Annotated in this window: 15 protein-coding genes; 9 read left to right on the forward strand and 6 right to left on the reverse strand. The window is 64.2% G+C overall.

Annotated features, from left to right (window positions below; genetic code table 11):
- Positions 1 to 99 precede the first annotated feature (99 nt).
- The 4 genes from EN851_RS11085 (at position 100) to EN851_RS11100 (ending at position 5,850) form a co-directional block, all read left to right on the forward strand.
- Complete coding sequence (locus tag EN851_RS11085) at positions 100 to 1,278, forward strand: MFS transporter (protein ID WP_135929226.1); 1,179 nt, start codon at positions 100 to 102, stop codon at positions 1,276 to 1,278.
- Positions 1,279 to 1,430: 152 nt separating this feature from the next.
- Positions 1,431 to 2,486 carry a succinylglutamate desuccinylase/aspartoacylase family protein gene (locus EN851_RS11090; RefSeq protein ID WP_135929227.1) on the forward strand — a complete coding sequence of 352 codons (1,056 nt, stop codon included), beginning with the start codon at positions 1,431 to 1,433 and terminating at the stop codon, positions 2,484 to 2,486.
- Between the two features lie 221 nt (positions 2,487 to 2,707).
- Positions 2,708 to 4,897 carry an anthranilate synthase gene (locus EN851_RS11095; protein WP_127278958.1) on the forward strand — a complete coding sequence of 730 codons (2,190 nt, stop codon included), beginning with the start codon at positions 2,708 to 2,710 and terminating at the stop codon, positions 4,895 to 4,897.
- Positions 4,898 to 4,902: 5 nt separating this feature from the next.
- On the forward strand, positions 4,903 to 5,850 hold the full coding sequence (locus EN851_RS11100) for a cation diffusion facilitator family transporter (RefSeq protein ID WP_135915170.1): 948 nt from the start codon (positions 4,903 to 4,905) through the stop codon (positions 5,848 to 5,850).
- A 6-nt stretch (positions 5,851 to 5,856) separates the two neighbouring features.
- On the opposite strand, the gene EN851_RS11105 is transcribed toward EN851_RS11100, so the two are convergent.
- The 3 genes from EN851_RS11105 to EN851_RS11115 form a co-directional block, all read right to left on the reverse strand.
- Positions 5,857 to 6,243, reverse strand: a complete 387-nt coding sequence (locus EN851_RS11105) for a type II toxin-antitoxin system VapC family toxin (protein ID WP_127278956.1) — start codon at positions 6,241 to 6,243, stop codon at positions 5,857 to 5,859.
- The gene (vapB, locus tag EN851_RS11110) at positions 6,240 to 6,485 is read right to left on the reverse strand and encodes a type II toxin-antitoxin system VapB family antitoxin (protein WP_127278955.1); all 246 of its coding nucleotides are present in this window, start codon (positions 6,483 to 6,485) and stop codon (positions 6,240 to 6,242) included. Before vapB ends, EN851_RS11105 begins: the two co-directional genes overlap by 4 nt.
- Before the next feature lie 66 nt (positions 6,486 to 6,551).
- Entirely contained in the window at positions 6,552 to 7,649 is a 1,098-nt protein-coding gene (locus EN851_RS11115) for a hypothetical protein (RefSeq protein WP_135929228.1), read from the reverse strand.
- Positions 7,650 to 7,752: 103 nt separating this feature from the next.
- Here EN851_RS11115 and EN851_RS11120 point away from each other — a divergent pair, with 103 nt between their 5' ends.
- From EN851_RS11120 to EN851_RS11135, 4 genes are all read left to right on the forward strand, one after another.
- Entirely contained in the window at positions 7,753 to 8,190 is a 438-nt protein-coding gene (locus tag EN851_RS11120) for a DsrE family protein (protein WP_135929229.1), read from the forward strand.
- A gap of 70 nt (positions 8,191 to 8,260) precedes the next feature.
- The gene (locus EN851_RS11125) at positions 8,261 to 9,046 is read left to right on the forward strand and encodes an SDR family oxidoreductase (protein ID WP_135929230.1); all 786 of its coding nucleotides are present in this window, start codon (positions 8,261 to 8,263) and stop codon (positions 9,044 to 9,046) included.
- Positions 9,047 to 9,104: 58 nt separating this feature from the next.
- Positions 9,105 to 9,413 (forward strand): putative quinol monooxygenase, encoded by a 309-nt coding sequence (locus EN851_RS11130; protein WP_023770344.1) that lies wholly within the window; start codon positions 9,105 to 9,107, stop codon positions 9,411 to 9,413.
- 68 nt (positions 9,414 to 9,481) lie between these two features.
- Positions 9,482 to 10,585: an AbrB family transcriptional regulator gene (locus EN851_RS11135; protein WP_135929231.1), complete on the forward strand. Its 1,104-nt coding sequence runs from the start codon at positions 9,482 to 9,484 to the stop codon at positions 10,583 to 10,585.
- Between the two features lie 20 nt (positions 10,586 to 10,605).
- Here the strand turns inward: EN851_RS11135 and EN851_RS11140 are convergent, their stop codons facing one another.
- Positions 10,606 to 11,493 carry a LysR family transcriptional regulator gene (locus tag EN851_RS11140; RefSeq protein WP_135929232.1) on the reverse strand — a complete coding sequence of 296 codons (888 nt, stop codon included), beginning with the start codon at positions 11,491 to 11,493 and terminating at the stop codon, positions 10,606 to 10,608.
- 148 nt (positions 11,494 to 11,641) lie between these two features.
- Here EN851_RS11140 and EN851_RS11145 point away from each other — a divergent pair, with 148 nt between their 5' ends.
- Entirely contained in the window at positions 11,642 to 13,177 is a 1,536-nt protein-coding gene (locus tag EN851_RS11145; protein WP_135929233.1) for an MFS transporter, read from the forward strand.
- Positions 13,178 to 13,412: 235 nt separating this feature from the next.
- Here the strand turns inward: EN851_RS11145 and EN851_RS11150 are convergent, their stop codons facing one another.
- Positions 13,413 to 14,189 (reverse strand): alpha/beta hydrolase-fold protein, encoded by a 777-nt coding sequence (locus EN851_RS11150; protein ID WP_127278818.1) that lies wholly within the window; start codon positions 14,187 to 14,189, stop codon positions 13,413 to 13,415.
- 4 nt (positions 14,190 to 14,193) lie between these two features.
- The gene (locus EN851_RS11155; protein ID WP_135929234.1) at positions 14,194 to 15,360 is read right to left on the reverse strand and encodes an ATP-grasp domain-containing protein; all 1,167 of its coding nucleotides are present in this window, start codon (positions 15,358 to 15,360) and stop codon (positions 14,194 to 14,196) included.
- Between the last annotated feature and the right edge of the window lie 397 nt (positions 15,361 to 15,757).

Raw genomic sequence — 15,757 nt, forward strand, 5'->3', positions numbered from 1 at the left:
CTCCCGACTTTCTGCATTGCTGCATTGCGGCAATAGACGTTGTGCTCGGCAGGGATCCTCGCGCAGTCTGAAATTGAACCGATTCAGTCTGGACCTCCCATGCCTTTGCCGATCCTTGCGCTTGCCATTGCGTCCTTCTGCATCGGCACCACCGAATTCGTCATCATGGGCCTGCTGCCGGAGGTCGCCGCCGATCTCGGCGTGACGATCCCGGCCGCCGGACTGCTGGTCACGGGCTATGCGCTGGGCGTCGTCTTCGGCGCGCCCGTTGTGGCCATGGCCACCGCGCATCTGCCGCGCAAGCCCGTGCTGGTGGGGCTGGCCGCTTTGTTCGTCGTCGGCAACCTCTTCTGCGCCATCGCGCCCAATTACTGGCTGCTGATGGCGGCGCGCGTCTTCACCGCTTTCGGCCAGGGCGCCTTCTTCGGCATCGGCTCGGTCGTCGCCGCAAGCCTGGTGCCGCGCAACAAGCGCGCCAGCGCCATCGCGCTGATGTTCGCCGGCCTGACGCTCGCCAACATCCTCGGCGTTCCGGCCGGCACCGCGCTCGGCGAAGCCTTTGGCTGGCGGGCCACCTTCCTGGCCGTGGTCGGCATCGGCCTGATCTCGGTCGCGGCCATCGCCTGGCTGGTGCCGTCGGATGTCACGGAACCGAGCGGCGGCGGTCTGCGCGCCGAAGTCCGCGTGCTGGGCAAGCTGCAAGTATGGCTGGCGATGCTGATCGCGGCGCTGACCTCGGCCAGCCTGTTCGCCGTCTTCACCTATATCAAACCCTACCTCACCGACGTGTCGGGCCTGTCGACAGCGGCGGTCACCTGGGTGCTTCTGCTGTTCGGCGCCGGCATGACCATCGGCAACATCATCGGCGGCAGGCTGGCCGACTGGAAACTGATGCCGACGGTGATCGGCACACTGCTGCTGATGGCCCTGCTGTTCGTCGGCTTCATGCAGTTCGGCGCCATCGCCAGCGTCGCCATCGGCATCGTCTTCCTGTGGGGCCTGCTCATCTTCGTCGTCGTGCCGCCGCTGCAGATCCGTGTCGTCGAGGCAGCGTCCGAAGGACCGAACCTTGCCGCCACGCTGAACCAGGGCGCCTTCAATGTCGGCAATGCCGGGGGCGCCTGGATCGGCGGCGTGGCGCTGTCCGCGGGCGTTTCCTATGCCAATCTGCCGCTGGTCGGCGCGGTGCTCGCCCTGCTGGCGGTCGGCGTCGCGGTGCTGTCGCAGGCGCTGGACAGGCGCGCGCCGGTCGCCGCCCTCCAGCCTGCCGCCGAATAACTGCCTGTCCTCCCAAAAGTGCGCAGCGGTTTTGGGACAACGACATGCGGCAAGGCAAAAGACTACTCTTGCGCCCATAGCGCGGCGGGCTGGACCAATCGACATCGGCACCTTCAAATGGGCATGTCTTCTCGCTTTTGATGGAGAACGTCATGCAGAAATCGATTGAACGCATCGCCGGCGACAGCGACGGCGTTTCCTACGAATTCCCGGTGTTCCGTCTCACCGGCGCCGACAAGGCGGCCCCGTCGGCCTACCTGCAGGCCGCACTCCATGCCGGCGAATTGCCGGGCGTCGTCGCCATCGATGCGTTGATACCGATGTTGAGCAAGGCCGAGGCCGAAGGTCGTATCAAGGGCAACATCACCATCGTGCCCTGGGCCAACCCGATCGGCCGCGCGCAATATCATTTCGGCGAGCACCAGGGCCGCTTTCATCTGGGCACCCGCACCAACTTCAACCGCGGCTTTCCGCTGCTGGCCGCGCCCGACGCCAGGCTCTTGCCAGACGCCACCTTTGGCGGCGCCGACCAGCGGCTGAAGTCGCGCCTGGTGCAGCTTTCGCTCGGCCACGACATCGTGCTCGACCTGCACTGCGACGACGAGGGCCTTGCCTATCTCTATGTCCACTCCAGCCTCTGGCCAGCCATGGCCGATTGCGCCGCCGCCATGGGCGTCGATGCCGTCGTGCTGTGGAGCGAGGACACCGACGGCACTTTCGAGGGCGCCTCGATCATGCCCTACCAGAACGCATCAGCCGATGTCGCGAAGCTTGACAGGCGCGTCGCCACCACCGTCGAATATCGGGGCATCCTCGATGTCGATGGCGCGCTCGCCTCGGCCGACGCGGCAGGCCTCTACCGGCTGCTGGCGATGCGCGGCGTGATATCCGACACCACCCTCCCCGCACCCGGCCCGTTCACGGGGGTCGCGGCGCCGCTGGAAAACATCGACATGATGCCCGCACCCCGTGCCGGTGCCGTCCTCTATGACGTGAAGCCCGGCGACCGCGTCGCCAAGGGCGCGCGCCTCGCCACCATCGTCCACGCACCGGGCGAAGCCGATGGCCGCACCGAAGTGTTCGCGCCGCAGGACGGCATCATCCTGACGCGGCGCTCGCGCCGCATCATCCGCGCCGGCGAGGACCTGTTGAAACTGGTCGGCGACAGGAAGAGCGGCGACGCCAGGTCGGGCACGCTGGAAGACTGAGCCTCCGTCGAATCCAGTTGCGCCGCCGCCCAATCGCCGCTAAGGGAATCGCCATGAACATGCGTTCGACCAAGACCATTTGGTGGTGGGCCTGCTGACAGCGGCCTGTTCGAACGCGTGCGCGTGAAAAGAGAGGTGGCCGCAACGGAATGTCCGGGCGGCCATTTGTTTTTTTCAAGCCATTCCCGGGTCCGTTGCCCAAGTAGCTGATGGAGACGGCAATGACGTTGAAGGTTCTGGAAAACGGCGCTGAAAGCTTCGTGACGGCGGGTGGCATCACCATCACCCGCGTGCGCCACGACCGGCCCTATGAAGGGGCGATCGACACTTATGTCGATGGGCTGAATTCCCGTCGGGGCGCGGTGTTTTCCTCCAATTACGAATATCCCGGCCGCTATACGCGCTGGGACACGGCCATCATCGATCCGCCGCTGGTCATCTCCGCGCGCGGCCGTGCCATGCGCATCGAGGCGTTGAACGGCCGTGGCGAGGCACTGTTGCCGGTCATCGGCAGGACGCTCGGCGGTCTCTCCGAGGTCACGATCGCCGAGACTTCGAAAAAGCTGATCCGCCTCGACGTCGCCAAGCCCGGCCGTGTCTTCACCGAAGAGGAACGCAGCCGCGTTCCCTCGGTCTTCACCGTGCTGCGCGCCATCACCGCTCTGTTCAAGACGGCCGAAGATGCCAATCTCGGCCTCTACGGCGCCTTCGGCTACGACCTCGCCTTCCAGTTCGACCCGGTCGACCACACGCTGGTTCGCAAGGAAAGCCAGCGCGACCTGGTGCTGTTCCTGCCCGACGAGATCCTGGTCGTCGACCACTATTCGGCCAAGGCCTGGACCGACCGCTACGACTATGCGGGCGAAGGTTTTTCGACCGAAGGCCTGCCGCGCGACCAGATCGCCGAGCCGTTCAAGACCGCCGATCGCATCCCGCCGCGCGGCGATCATGAGCCCGGCGAATACGCCAATCTGGTGCGCCGGGCGATGGACTCTTTCAAGCGCGGCGACCTGTTCGAGGTCGTCCCCGGCCAGATGTTCTACGAGCGCTGCGAGACGCAGCCATCCGAGATTTCGCGCAAGCTGAAGTCCATCAACCCGTCGCCCTATTCCTTCTTCATCAATCTGGGCGAGAACGAATACCTGATCGGCGCGTCGCCTGAGATGTTCGTGCGCGTCAACGGCCGCCGCGTCGAGACCTGCCCGATCTCCGGCACCATCAAGCGCGGCGACGACGCCATTTCGGACTCCGAGCAGATCATCAAGCTGCTCAACTCCAAGAAGGACGAATCCGAGCTCACCATGTGCTCGGACGTCGACCGCAACGACAAGTCGCGGGTCTGCGATCCAGGCTCGGTGCGCGTCATCGGCCGCCGCCAGATCGAGATGTATTCGCGCCTGATCCATACGGTCGATCATATCGAGGGGCGGCTGCGCGAGGGCATGGACGCTTTCGATGCGTTTCTCTCGCACGCCTGGGCGGTCACCGTCACCGGCGCGCCGAAACTGTGGGCCATGCGCTTCATCGAGCAGAACGAGAAGAGCCCGCGCGCCTGGTATGGCGGCGCCATCGGCATGGTCAACTTCAACGGCGACATGAACACCGGCCTGACCTTGCGCACCATCCGCATCAAGGACGGCATCGCCGAGGTGCGCGCCGGCGCTACATTGCTCTTCGACAGCATTCCCGAGGAAGAAGAAGCCGAAACCGAACTGAAAGCATCCGCCATGCTCTCCGCCATCCGTGACGCCAAGACGGGCAATTCGACCAGCACCGAGCGCGCATCCGCGCGCGTCGGCGACGGTGTCAACATCCTTTTGGTCGACCACGAGGACTCCTTCGTCCACACGCTGGCCAACTACTTCCGCCAGACCGGCGCCAATGTCTCGACCGTGCGCACGCCGGTGCCGGAGGAAGTCTTCGACCGGCTGAAGCCCGATCTCGTCGTGCTGTCGCCCGGACCCGGTACGCCCAAGGATTTCGACTGCGCGGCGACCATCAGGCGAGCGCGCGCCCGCGACCTGCCGATCTTCGGCGTCTGCCTTGGCCTGCAGGCACTGGCCGAGGCCTATGGTGGCGAACTCAGGCAGTTGCACATTCCCATGCACGGCAAGCCGTCGCGTATCCGCGTCTCGAAGCCGGGTATCATCTTCTCCGGCCTGCCGAAGGAAGTCACCGTCGGCCGCTACCACTCGATCTTCGCCGATCCGGTGCGCCTGCCGGATGATTTCATGGTGACCGCCGAGACCGAGGACGGCGTCATCATGGCCTTCGAGCACCGCAAGGAGCCGATCGCAGCGGTGCAATTCCACCCGGAATCGATCATGACGCTCGGCCACAATGCCGGCATGCGCATCATCGAGAACATCGTTGCGCATTTGCCGCGCAAGGCCAAGGAAAAGGCAGCCTGACGGTAATGGCCGAAGCCGAGAACACCATGGCGATCGCGGCGAAAGCCGCCGCGAAGCGCAAGGTCGCCAACCTTGCCTTCTGGTCGATCGTGATCGCCTTTGTCGTGCTCGCGCTGAAAGCCGCCGCCTGGTACATAACCGGATCCGTGGCGCTCTATTCGGACGCGCTGGAATCGATCGTCAACGTCATTGCCTCGATGGCCGCCTTCTGGGCAATCCAGGTCAGCTACAAGCCCGCCGACCAGGATCACCCCTTCGGCCACCACAAGGCCGAGTATTTCTCGGCCGTGCTCGAAGGCGTGCTGATCGTGCTCGCCGCGCTTTTGATCCTGAACGAAGTCTGGCGCTCCTGGCAGACGCCGGCTCCGCTCGAACAGCCTTGGAAAGGCCTTGCCGTCAACGGCGTCGCCACCGTCATCAATGCCTTCTGGGCCTGGACGCTGATCCGCGTGGGCCGAGCCGAAAAGTCACCGGCGCTGGTCGCCGACGGCAATCACATCATGACCGATGTTGTAACCTCGATCGGCGTCTTCGGCGGCTTGGTCGGAGCAATCCTGACTGGCTGGCAAATCCTCGACCCGGCACTGGCCGTCATCGTCGCACTCAACATTCTGTGGCAGGGCTGGCATGTCATCGGCTCGTCGATGAACGGCCTGATGGACCGAGCCGTCGGCACGGCGGAGCACATGCGCATCCGCGACATCATCTCGGCCAATTGCAAAGGCGCGATGGAGGTGCACGACCTCAAGACCCGCATCGCCGGCCGCGCCACCTTCATCGAATTCCATCTGGTCGTCGACGCCGACATGTCGGTCGGTGCCAGCCACGTCATCTGCGATCGCATCGAGGACGCGCTGAAGGCCGAACTCCCTTCGGTGCGGGTGACCATCCATGTCGAGCCGGATGATGAGGCAAAACTGCCCAAGGGTACGACGGCGGTGCCGTTCGCCTGAGGCGGTTCACCAAGTCTCGATTGAGAGGCCGTTGATGCGCTCGAATTCCCGGACGTTGCGGGTGATCAGAATGAGGCTTCTAGCGCGCGCCTGCCCGCCAATGAGCGCATCATAGGGGCCAATTGGCGTCCCTAACGCTGCAAGCGTTGCCCGAATCTCTCCGGCATGCCTCGCGTCCTCTCGATCGAATTCAAGCACCGGGAATTGCAAAGCTTCGATGCGCGCCAGATTTTCAGCTCTTCTCTGGCTCCTTTCGGCACCATAGTACAGTTCATGTGCCACGATCGCCGAAAGCGCAAAATCCTGCGGCGTATGCTGTTTCAGAAGCGCGAGTAGACTCGCGTCACCTTTGATGACGGCAATAACGGCGTTGGTATCAAGCAGATAGATCACTTGAAGATGTCGTCCAAGGCAGGTCTATCCTGCCCCTCCTGCCGTTCCAGCGCCGCTTCGACAAAATCCTCGTCGACTGGTCCGATCACCTGGTCAAGCCACGCCCAATCCTGCACGAGTGGCTCAAGTATGACAGTATGCCCATGGCGACGGATCGAAACCTCGTCCGTTTCGAAACGAAACTCTTTGGGCAGACGCACAGCTTGTGACCGGCCCGACCAGAACACCTTTGCCTTGTCCATCATGCCATCCTCAAATGAGATATAGCAAAGATATATCCCTTCGCGGCATTGTAGACAAGCCCGTGCTTACGGCGCACACGCCGATTGCGGCATCGCCTCCAGCCGATAGACCTTGTCATCGGACTTGGTTTTGCCGTCGGCGGCTTTCGAGCACAGGTCGATGATTGCAATGCTGCTGTTGGGATTGGCCAGCATGATAGTGCCGTTGGCGCCGCGCTTGAGGAAGATTTCCTTTTGCGCGATGTCGCACGAAAAATCGCTCATCTTCGAACTCGCGGCGCAACGCCACTGGTCGGCCTCGCCCTGGCAGGAATAGGTCTGCGTGACCTTGGCCCCCTTCCGCCGTGTCGTGACCGAGACGGCGATGTCGGCGCCGTCGGGCCAGTTCGCGACATCACCGCCCGAGGCGTAGGAAGCGAGTTCCACGGACCCGCTGAACACCCGGATCGACTGCGTCAGTTGATCGGGATGCGAACTCATATGCGCTGCATCATAGTCGCGCCCGTAGCAGAAGGCCTGATCGGGTTTGAACCGCTCGCGCAACGGCGGCCCGAGCGCCGGGTCGATCGGATCGATCCACGCGAACTCCGCCTTGCAGGTGGCGACCGGCATCGGATCGAGGCGGAAATTGTCGTCTTCCGAACCGAGCGCCTGCCTGACGTATTCCGCCTTGCCGAGTTGCTCCTCTGAGTCCGGATCGAGGTAGATATCGGACGACAGGTCCGACAGGATCAGCCGGCCCTTGTCGTCGACCTTCAGCGACGCCAGCGTACGGTCGCAATCCATGCCGCAGCGGATCGGGCCCGATTTGTCGTCCTCGGACTCGTGATTGCACCAGCCGCCGGCCCATTCCGGCGCCTTGGCGCCACGCACCGTTGTGGTGAGGAAGCCATTGTAGGACGTATCCGAATTCGCGTTCGGTTCCTCATTCGGACGGCTGACCGGATCATGGCCGTAGTAGAAGAAGATCCGCGCCACTTTCTGCTTCGGATGCGCCTTGAGGTGCGCCGCGTCATAGACCCTGCCGAAACAGGCGTCCGCCCCGTTGGGGCTGAGTTCGGTGAGCTTGAGCGCATCATCGGCAAAAGCAGAACCCACAAGTCCGGCAAGCAGTATGGCGCCAAGTCCGGCGCCGGCGAACGTCTTCCATTCCCTGTACGCCATGTGCCCCTCCTCCGCATCGACAGGACGTAAGGTCAATTTATGCTAGTATTGCGGCAGCGGCCACGCAAATCGCGCTGCGCCGGCAAGCCAGGGAGGGGACGCCATGCGCCGACGCGACATGTTCCGGGCGGCCCTCGCCGGATCCGGAACGCTTCTCGGCCTGCGGGCGGTCCGGGCGGCAACCACCGAGCCTGCCAGGCTGAAGGTCGCCTATCACCTCAGCGACCTCGACAAGGTCAATTTCGTGCTCGGCAACATCAAGAACCATTATGAGGGCACCGGCGGCAACGTCGAGATCGCGCTGGTCGTGCATGGTCCAGCCCTTGCCGGCTTCAAGTCGAAGGGCATATCGGCGGCGATTTCGGGGCGCTTTACCGGTCTTGTCCAGCAAGGGCTCGACCCGCATGCCTGCGGCAACACCATGCGCGGCATGGATATTACGCTCGCCGACCTGCTCGACGGCTTCCATGCCGCCGACCAGGGCGGCGTCGTCAAGCTCGCCGAACTGCAAAGCCAGGGCTATGTCTATCTCAGGCCTTGAAGCGGCACTGCCTTGAATGCAAGGGTGGCAAGATCCGCCAACAATCTCGGATATCCCCGGAGGAACAGCAGTGCCAGAGACAGCCCTCGGTCTTGTCATCCCCGATCTCGCCGGCAAGGCGGTGTTGGTCACCGGCGCTTCGACCGGCATCGGCGCCGCGCTCGCGCTCGCCTATGCCGAGCAGAAATGCAAGGTGGCGCTGCACTACAATTCCAGCCGCGACGCCGCCGAGAAACTCGGCCAGACCATTCGCGACGGCGGCGGCGAGGTCTTTCTTGTCCAGGGCGATTTTTCTCTTCCCGCCGATGTCGAACGCGTCGTCGAGGACAGCGCGCGACATTTCGGCCGCCTCGACGGGCTGGTCAACAATGCCGGCGGCATGCTTGGCCGCATCCCCTATGCCGAGCAGACCGAGGCGCATTACGACGCGGTGATGGATCTCAACGCCCGCTCGGTGCTGACCGCCTCGCGCAAGGCGATGCCATGGCTGAAGAAACAGGGCGGCTTCATCGTCAACACCTCGTCGATCGCCGCGCGCAATGGTGCCGGCGGCGGCGCCGGCCTTTACGGCTCGGCCAAGGCCTTCGTCTCCAACGTCACGCGCGGCATGGCCAAGGAACTGATCGGCTTCGGCATTCGCGTCAACGCCGTGGCGCCGGGCACCATCCTCACTCCCTTCCACGAACGCTATTCGACCGACGAGCAGATGAAGGGCATGGTCGCCACCATTCCGCAGGGCCGCGCCGGCACGGCGCAAGATTGCGTCGGCGCCTATCTGTTCCTCTCATCGGACCTGTTGAGCGGTTACATCACCGGCCAGGTGATCGAGGTCAATGGCGGCCAGTTGATGCCTTGACCAGCGACCGGCATACTGGACACACTCCTTTCGCGCCAACCCTGGGGGAGACGACGACATGTACGGACTGATCGGCAAGATGCGGGCGGCGCGCGGCCAACGCGACGCTGTCATGACTGTGCTGCGCGAGAGCACCGGCGCTCTGCCCGGCTGCCTGAGCTATATCATCGCCACCGACCCGGCCGACGCCGACGCGATCTGGGTGACCGAAGTGTGGACCGATCAGGCAAGCCACAAGGCCTCGCTGCAGCTTCCGGAAGTCCAGGCGGCCATCGCCAAGGCGCGGCCCTTCATCGGCGGCTTCGAGTTCCAGGTGGAGACGCATCCCGTCGGCGGCTTTGGGTTGGCTGAGGCCAAAACCGGCTGAGGCGCCGGGACCTGCTTTTCCGGTACGCCGGGGTTCGCATTTTTCGCATCCCGGTCTAAGACCAGAGCATGGATTCCGCGGCCGAGCAGCCACCTCCCGACCAGCCCGCCGTCGAGCGCATGACGCGGCTGGGCAAGCCTTGGCAATGGCTGATCCTGCTGGTTATCTCCGCGCTGTTTGCCGGTGCGCTGGAACTCGCCGCCTTGCCGGCGGCGCTGCTGATCGGACCGATGCTGGCCGCCATCGTCGCCGGCACCAACGGCGCTACGGTGCGCGTGCCGCGCCTTCTGTTCGGCTCCGCCCAGGCTGTCGTCGGCTGCCTCGTCGCGGCTTCGATCTCGGCCGATATCTTTCCGGTTTTCTACAAGGAATGGCCGCTGTTCCTCGGCGTGGTGATCGCCACCGTCGCGGCCTCCAGCCTGCTTGGCTGGCTGATCAGCCGCTGGCGCATCCTGCCCGGCACCACCGCCGTCTGGGGCTCGTCGCCGGGGGCCGCCACGGCCATGGTGCTGATGGCCGGCGCCTTCGGCGCCGACCAGCGCCTGGTCGCCTTCATGCAGTATCTGCGCGTCATCTTCGTGTCGATGACGGCAGCCCTCGTCGCCAAGATGTGGGTCGACACCTCGGGCATCGAGGTCCCGCCCATCGTCTGGTTCCCGGCGATCGACCCGCAACCCTTCGCCGCCACGATCGGCATGGCAATCGTCGGCGGCCTGGCGGGCAGGCTTTGCCGGCTGCCCTCGCCCTTCTTCCTCGGCAGCTTCATCGTGGGCACCGTCATCCATCTTGGCCTCGGCGTGCCGATGCAATTGCCGCAATGGCTGCTGGCGGTCAGTTACGCGATGGTCGGCTGGTCGATCGGCCTGAACTTCACCAGGCCGATCCTGCGCCATGCGGCACGCGCCCTGCCGCAGATCATCGCTTCGATCATCGCACTGATCGCCTTTTGCGGCGGCCTTGCCTTCCTGATCAGCCATCTCGCCGGCATCGACCCGCTGACCGCCTATCTGGCGACCAGCCCCGGCGGCATGGACAGCGTCGCCATCATCGCCGCCGCCGCGCACAACGTCGACATCTCCTTCGTCATGGCGCTGCAGTCGGCGCGTTTCCTGATCGTGCTGCTCGTCGGCCCGAGCATTGCGCGGGTGGTGGCCAGAAGCATCAGGGAGTGAAAGCCCGGCACCGGGCGATGTTACCGCGCCGCCGCGAGCCGTTCGGGAAGGAAATCGACGAAGACGCGCACCTTTGGCGACAGATGGCGGTTGGAGGGCCACAGCATCCGGAACTGGCCGCGGCCGTCGATATGGTCGTCCAGCACGGTACGCAGTTTTTCTTCGCGCAGCGCCTCGCGCACCAGGAAATCGGGCATGCAGGCGATGCCAAGACCGGCGATCGTGGCGCCTTTCAAGGCCTCCATGTTGTTGCAGGTCAGCATCGAACGGATCAGCGGTTGCGCGCTCCCGGTAATGAACGGCCAGTCCAGCAGCCTGCCGCTGTTGAGATAGCGGAAGTTTATGCCGAAGTGCCCGATGAGATCCGCCGGCACGCCGGGTATGCCATGGCGCTCGAGGTAGGAAGGCGCCGCGCACAGCAGCATGCGAAAGGGCGCAATGGGTTTCGACACCAATCGTGAATCGGGCAGCTCGCCGCTGCGGATCGCGACGTCGATGCCTTCCTCGATGACGTCGACGATCCGGTCGTTGAAATCGATGTCGAGCTCGATCTCGGGAAACCGCGCCATGAACTCCGACAGCACCGGCAGCAAGAGATGATAGGTGACGATCGGGGCCGAGACGCGCAGCCGCCCGCGCGGCGTCTCCCGTGTCCGTGACAGCATCGCCTCGGCATCGTCGATGTCGTCGAGGATACGCCGCACGCGCTCGTTGAACAGCTTGCCCTCTTCCGTCAGGCCGATTCGCCGCGTGGAGCGCTGCAGCAGCCGCACCCCTAGTTCCTGTTCGAGCCGCGCGACACTTTTGCCGACCGCAGAAGCGGAGATGCCGAGCGCCCGGCCGGCGGCGACGAAGCTGCCGAATTCGGCGGTGCGGGCGAAAGCCAGAAGGCCGCTGAGGCGATCCATCAAACTCCTCCATTCGAGCGTTTCAGTCCGTTATGTCGAGATATTTAATACCATTTTTCCAGAGCCGTCATCGACCTATCTTGGTCGCATGAGCGGGCGCCGCGATTGCGCGGCATGCCGGCGCAGACTGCCCCAGATAGGAAAATCCATGACCTTGAAGATCACAATCGGCCCGGCCGAGAGATGGCTCGTGCTCTTGTCCGTATGCCTTGCCGCCACGACGATGCCCCTGACCTTCACCGGCCCGGCCGTCGCGCTCTCCCGCATAGCGGCCGATGTCGGCGGCAGCCCGATCGCGCTCAACTGGGTGACCAACGCCTTCATGCTGACCTTCGGCGCCAGCCTGATGGCGGCGGGCGCCCTGGCCGACAATCATGGCCGCAAGCGGATATTCCTCCTCGGTCTCGCCCTCTACATCCTCGCTTCGCTCGGTGCGATGCTGGCGCCCGACATCGCCTGGTTCGACGTCTTCAGGGCCGCGCAAGGGCTGGGCAGCGCCTTGGCCTTCGCCGGCGGCGCGTCCGCACTTGCCCAGGAATTCGAGGGACCATCGCGGCTGCGCGCCTTCTCCTTCCTCGGCACCAGTTTCGGCATCGGGCTGGCCTTCGGCCCGATCGCTTCCGGCCTGCTCATCGCCGCATTCGGCTGGCGGTCGATCTTTGTTCTGGTCGTGGCACTAGCGGTTGCCTCGGCGATCCTCGGCCTGCGCACCATCAGGGAATCACGTGACCCGGATGCGACCGGGCTCGACTGGGCGGGCGCCGGCACCTTCACGGTCGCGCTGGCCTCGCTGACCTATGGCGTGTTGCAGGCGCCGCAGAGCGGTTGGGCCGAACCTCTGGTGGTAACGCTTCTCGGCGTTGCCGTCCTTTGCTTCGTGCTGTTCGTCATCGTCGAGCGGCGCGCGCGCCGGCCAATGCTCGATCTCACCCTGTTTCGCTTTCCTCGCTTCGTCGGCGTCCAGTTTCTCGCGGCGGCGCCCGCCTATGGCTTCGTGGTCCTGCTTGTGCTTTTGCCGATCCGCTTCATCGGCATCCAAGGGATGAGCGAGATCAAGGCCGGGCAATTGATGATCTGCCTCTCCGGCCCGTTGCTGGTCCTGCCCTTGCTCGCCGGCCAGCTCGCGCGCTGGATCGCTCCGGCCACCATTTGCGGCGTTGGCCTGCTCGTCGCGGCGGCTGGCTTGGTCTGGCTGAGCCTGACGCCGTCCATCGACGTCGCGCTGGTCACGCCGCTGATCCTGATCGGCGTCGGCATCGCCTTGCCCTGGGGATTGATGGATGGGCTGGCCGTCAGCGTCGTGCCAACGGAGCGCGCCGGCATGGCGGTCGGCATCTTCAACACCACGCGTGTCGCTTGCGAGGGCGTGGCGCTGGCCATCGTCATGGCGACGCTGTCAGGCTTCACCGCGGCGCAGCTCGCCGCTCGAGGCGCCGCGCCGTCCAGCGACGCGGCTGCCGCGGCGCAATTGCTGGTGACCGGTAATGTCGGCGGTACCGCGCAACATTTGCCGGCGGCCGGCGCCGCCGTTCTGGTCGAGGCCTACGAAACGGCGTTCGACAGGCTGCTGATCGTGCTGGCGGCAATCACCATCGTCACCGCCCTTGTCGTGTTCCTCGGCCTGCGCCGAGGATCCGCGCCCGAACACGAAACCGTACCGGTGCCGGCCTGCCAGGAAGGGTAGGTGCGGCTGATGTCGGCTGATGACAAGGCAAGCGGCGGATGGGCTCTGGTGTGGTCATCCGTGCGCGCGCAGGTGCAGTGAGATTCAGGTCGGCTGAGTCGAAAATGGTGGCTTCCGAGAACCGGAGCGGAGCGTACTTAAAGTACGTGAGCACAGCTCTATTGCGACGCAATAGAGCGGGGAAGCGCAGGAAGCCGCCATTTGCAGGCCAGCCTCACCTGAATATCAATGCACCTCAATCCAGCCTGTGCATCAGATCATCATCCAGCCAGCGGCCGAAGAAATAGACCAGTTGCTTGTGCCACCACGGCCAGTCATGGCTGACGTCGCCGCCCCAATAGTCGACCCAGGCGGGAATGGACTTGTCGCGCAGGATCTGTTCCAGCTGGCGCGTCTCGACCAGCATGCGCTCTTCCCAGGCGCCCTGCCCGCAGCAGAAGATAAGCCTCAGCGCCTTCAGCCGCGCCAGTAATTTCGGGTCGACGATGCCGGGCAGATAATCGAGCGGCGAGTTGTAGAAGATGTCGCCGTCGAGCGCCTTGCCGAAGAAATCGCGGGCCGAATAGACACCCGACAGCGAGATGACGCCGCTGGCGAGTTCGGGAAATCGGAAGACGAAGTTCGAGGAATGGTAGCCGCCCATCGAACAGCCTGAGAACAAGGGCTTCAGCCGCCGTCCGCCATTGGCCTGCGCGGCGGTTTCCAGGAATTCCGGCAGCGCCTCCTCTCGCACATAGCGGAAATAGGCCTCGTGGCGGGCGATGCGGTGCGCGGGGTCGGCACGCTTGTCGAAGAAGGATTCCGAATCGATGCCGTCCACCGTGAACAACTGGATGCGGCCGGTGTCGATGAATTCGGCGAGCGCGCCCACCCCGCCGGAATCCTCGAACTGGTAGAACCGGCCCTGCGAGGTCGGGAACACCACGACGGGCCGGCCGGCATGGCCATAGCGCTTGTACTCCATGTCGCGGCCGAGATTGCGGGCGAAAGCCTTGTGATAGGAAATGTCCATGTCCTCAAGCCTTTTCCGCGTGGATATAGGCAACCGCCTCGCGCAGCTCCGCCTGATCCTTCGAGCGCATCTGGTAGGCGTAATCTCCCATGGCGCGGCTGAAAACCTTCTCGATGGCCTGATGGTGGACGATCTTGTCGCGGTGCGCGGCTAGCACGTCCGCATGGCTGTGCAAATAGTCGAGGTGGCGCTTGCGGCTGGCATAGGCGGTGAAATACTTGCCTTCATAGGGGCCGCCGGCTGCGTCCCTCACGACCATGTCTGCCCAGGCCGCATAGACGTCGATGTCGAACGTGTAGTTGATCGCGTCGGTCATCCAGGCGCCGGGCGGGCGCATGTTGACCTCCAGAGCGATGATGCGGTCGTCCCTGGTCTCGAACAGTTCGATGTGGAAAAAGCGTTCGCGCACGTCGAATGCTTTCAGGATCTTGCGGCCGGCCTCCTCGACGACAGGCCTGATCCGGGGAAAGCAGGTGTAACTCATGTGGCGGTCTTCGTTGACCACCTCCATGACGCTCTGGTCGTAGCGATGGCTGGCCGCCAGCACCACCTCGCCGTCGCGGTTGACCAGCCCGTCATAGGTCACCACCAGCCCCTCGATGAACTGCTCCATGACGAAGGTCACATCCTCCGGCTTGTCCCGGAAGAACTGGTCGAGTTCTTTCGCATTCGAGATCTTGAACGTGTTCGAAGCGCCGGAGCCGGAATCCGGTTTTACCACCACGGGATAGCCGACGCGGCGGATGAAGGTCATGGCGCCGGCCCGGTCGGAGCATTTGCGCTGCGCGATGGTCTCGACGCCGCTCTTGCGGAAGAAGGCGCGCATGCGGCTCTTGCGCTTCAGATTCTTCACGAAATCGAGCTTGGTGCCGTAGATGTTGAAGTCGGTGCGGATGTTGGCTTCCAGTTCCAGCCAATGCTCGTTGAGCGATTCGAACCGGTCGATGCGGCCCCATTTGTGGATGAAATGTCCGATCGCCCGGAACACCGCATCGTAGTCTTCCATGTCGGCGATACGGTAATATTCCGAAAGCGCTGCCTTCAGCTTGCCGTCCAGAGCGTCAAAGGGTGCGTCGCCAATCCCGAGCACGGTCGCGCCGGCCTTCTTCAGCCGGTCGCAGAAATCGGCGCCGTTGGCGGGAAAATGCGGCGAGAAGAACACGAAATTCATGGATGACCCCTGCCGGCGGCACCCCGCCACCGTTCAAGTCTGGCGCATTTGCAGCGCGCGGGGAAGAGCATCCGCGTTAGGGATAAAATTCGACCGGGCCGGCCCCGCTTGCCTCCAACAGGCCGCTCCTGTATGAGAGCGGCCATGAACACGCGCGCCACCACCGCTTCCCGTCAGACCGGCTTTGCCGGCGAGACCGTTCGCGCGCTTGCCTCGACCCTGCTTCTTCTCGGCCTTATCGGCGATCGCCGGGTTCGCTGAAGGAGCGCCCGGCGGTCGAACCGCCGCGCAAGCGCATGCTCCTTGGCAAATCATATCAAGCGAACGAAAATCTGGTAAAGGCGCCGCTTGGCACCACATCCGCCTGAAAGGTGGACCGCCAGCCGCCGGGAGAAAC

The sequence above is a fragment of the Mesorhizobium sp. M8A.F.Ca.ET.208.01.1.1 genome (assembly GCF_004791315.1).
Classification (GTDB): Bacteria; Pseudomonadota; Alphaproteobacteria; order Rhizobiales; family Rhizobiaceae; genus Mesorhizobium.

Excerpts from the sequence above, each read along its gene's own strand:
- EN851_RS11145 (WP_135929233.1), top strand. The coding sequence starts at position 11,642 with ATGACCTTGAAGATCACAATCGGCCCGGCCGAGAGATGGCTCGTGCTC.
- EN851_RS11085 (WP_135929226.1), top strand. The coding sequence starts at position 100 with ATGCCTTTGCCGATCCTTGCGCTTGCCATTGCGTCCTTCTGCATCGGC.
- EN851_RS11095 (WP_127278958.1), top strand. The coding sequence starts at position 2,708 with ATGACGTTGAAGGTTCTGGAAAACGGCGCTGAAAGCTTCGTGACGGCG.
- EN851_RS11140 (WP_135929232.1), bottom strand. The coding sequence starts at position 11,493 with ATGGATCGCCTCAGCGGCCTTCTGGCTTTCGCCCGCACCGCCGAATTC.
- EN851_RS11115 (WP_135929228.1), bottom strand. The coding sequence starts at position 7,649 with ATGGCGTACAGGGAATGGAAGACGTTCGCCGGCGCCGGACTTGGCGCC.
- EN851_RS11155 (WP_135929234.1), bottom strand. The coding sequence starts at position 15,360 with ATGAATTTCGTGTTCTTCTCGCCGCATTTTCCCGCCAACGGCGCCGAT.
- vapB (WP_127278955.1), bottom strand. The coding sequence starts at position 6,485 with ATGGACAAGGCAAAGGTGTTCTGGTCGGGCCGGTCACAAGCTGTGCGT.
- EN851_RS11150 (WP_127278818.1), bottom strand. The coding sequence starts at position 14,189 with ATGGACATTTCCTATCACAAGGCTTTCGCCCGCAATCTCGGCCGCGAC.
- EN851_RS11130 (WP_023770344.1), top strand. The coding sequence starts at position 9,105 with ATGTACGGACTGATCGGCAAGATGCGGGCGGCGCGCGGCCAACGCGAC.
- EN851_RS11135 (WP_135929231.1), top strand. The coding sequence starts at position 9,482 with ATGGATTCCGCGGCCGAGCAGCCACCTCCCGACCAGCCCGCCGTCGAG.
- EN851_RS11120 (WP_135929229.1), top strand. The coding sequence starts at position 7,753 with ATGCGCCGACGCGACATGTTCCGGGCGGCCCTCGCCGGATCCGGAACG.
- EN851_RS11090 (WP_135929227.1), top strand. The coding sequence starts at position 1,431 with ATGCAGAAATCGATTGAACGCATCGCCGGCGACAGCGACGGCGTTTCC.
- EN851_RS11100 (WP_135915170.1), top strand. The coding sequence starts at position 4,903 with ATGGCCGAAGCCGAGAACACCATGGCGATCGCGGCGAAAGCCGCCGCG.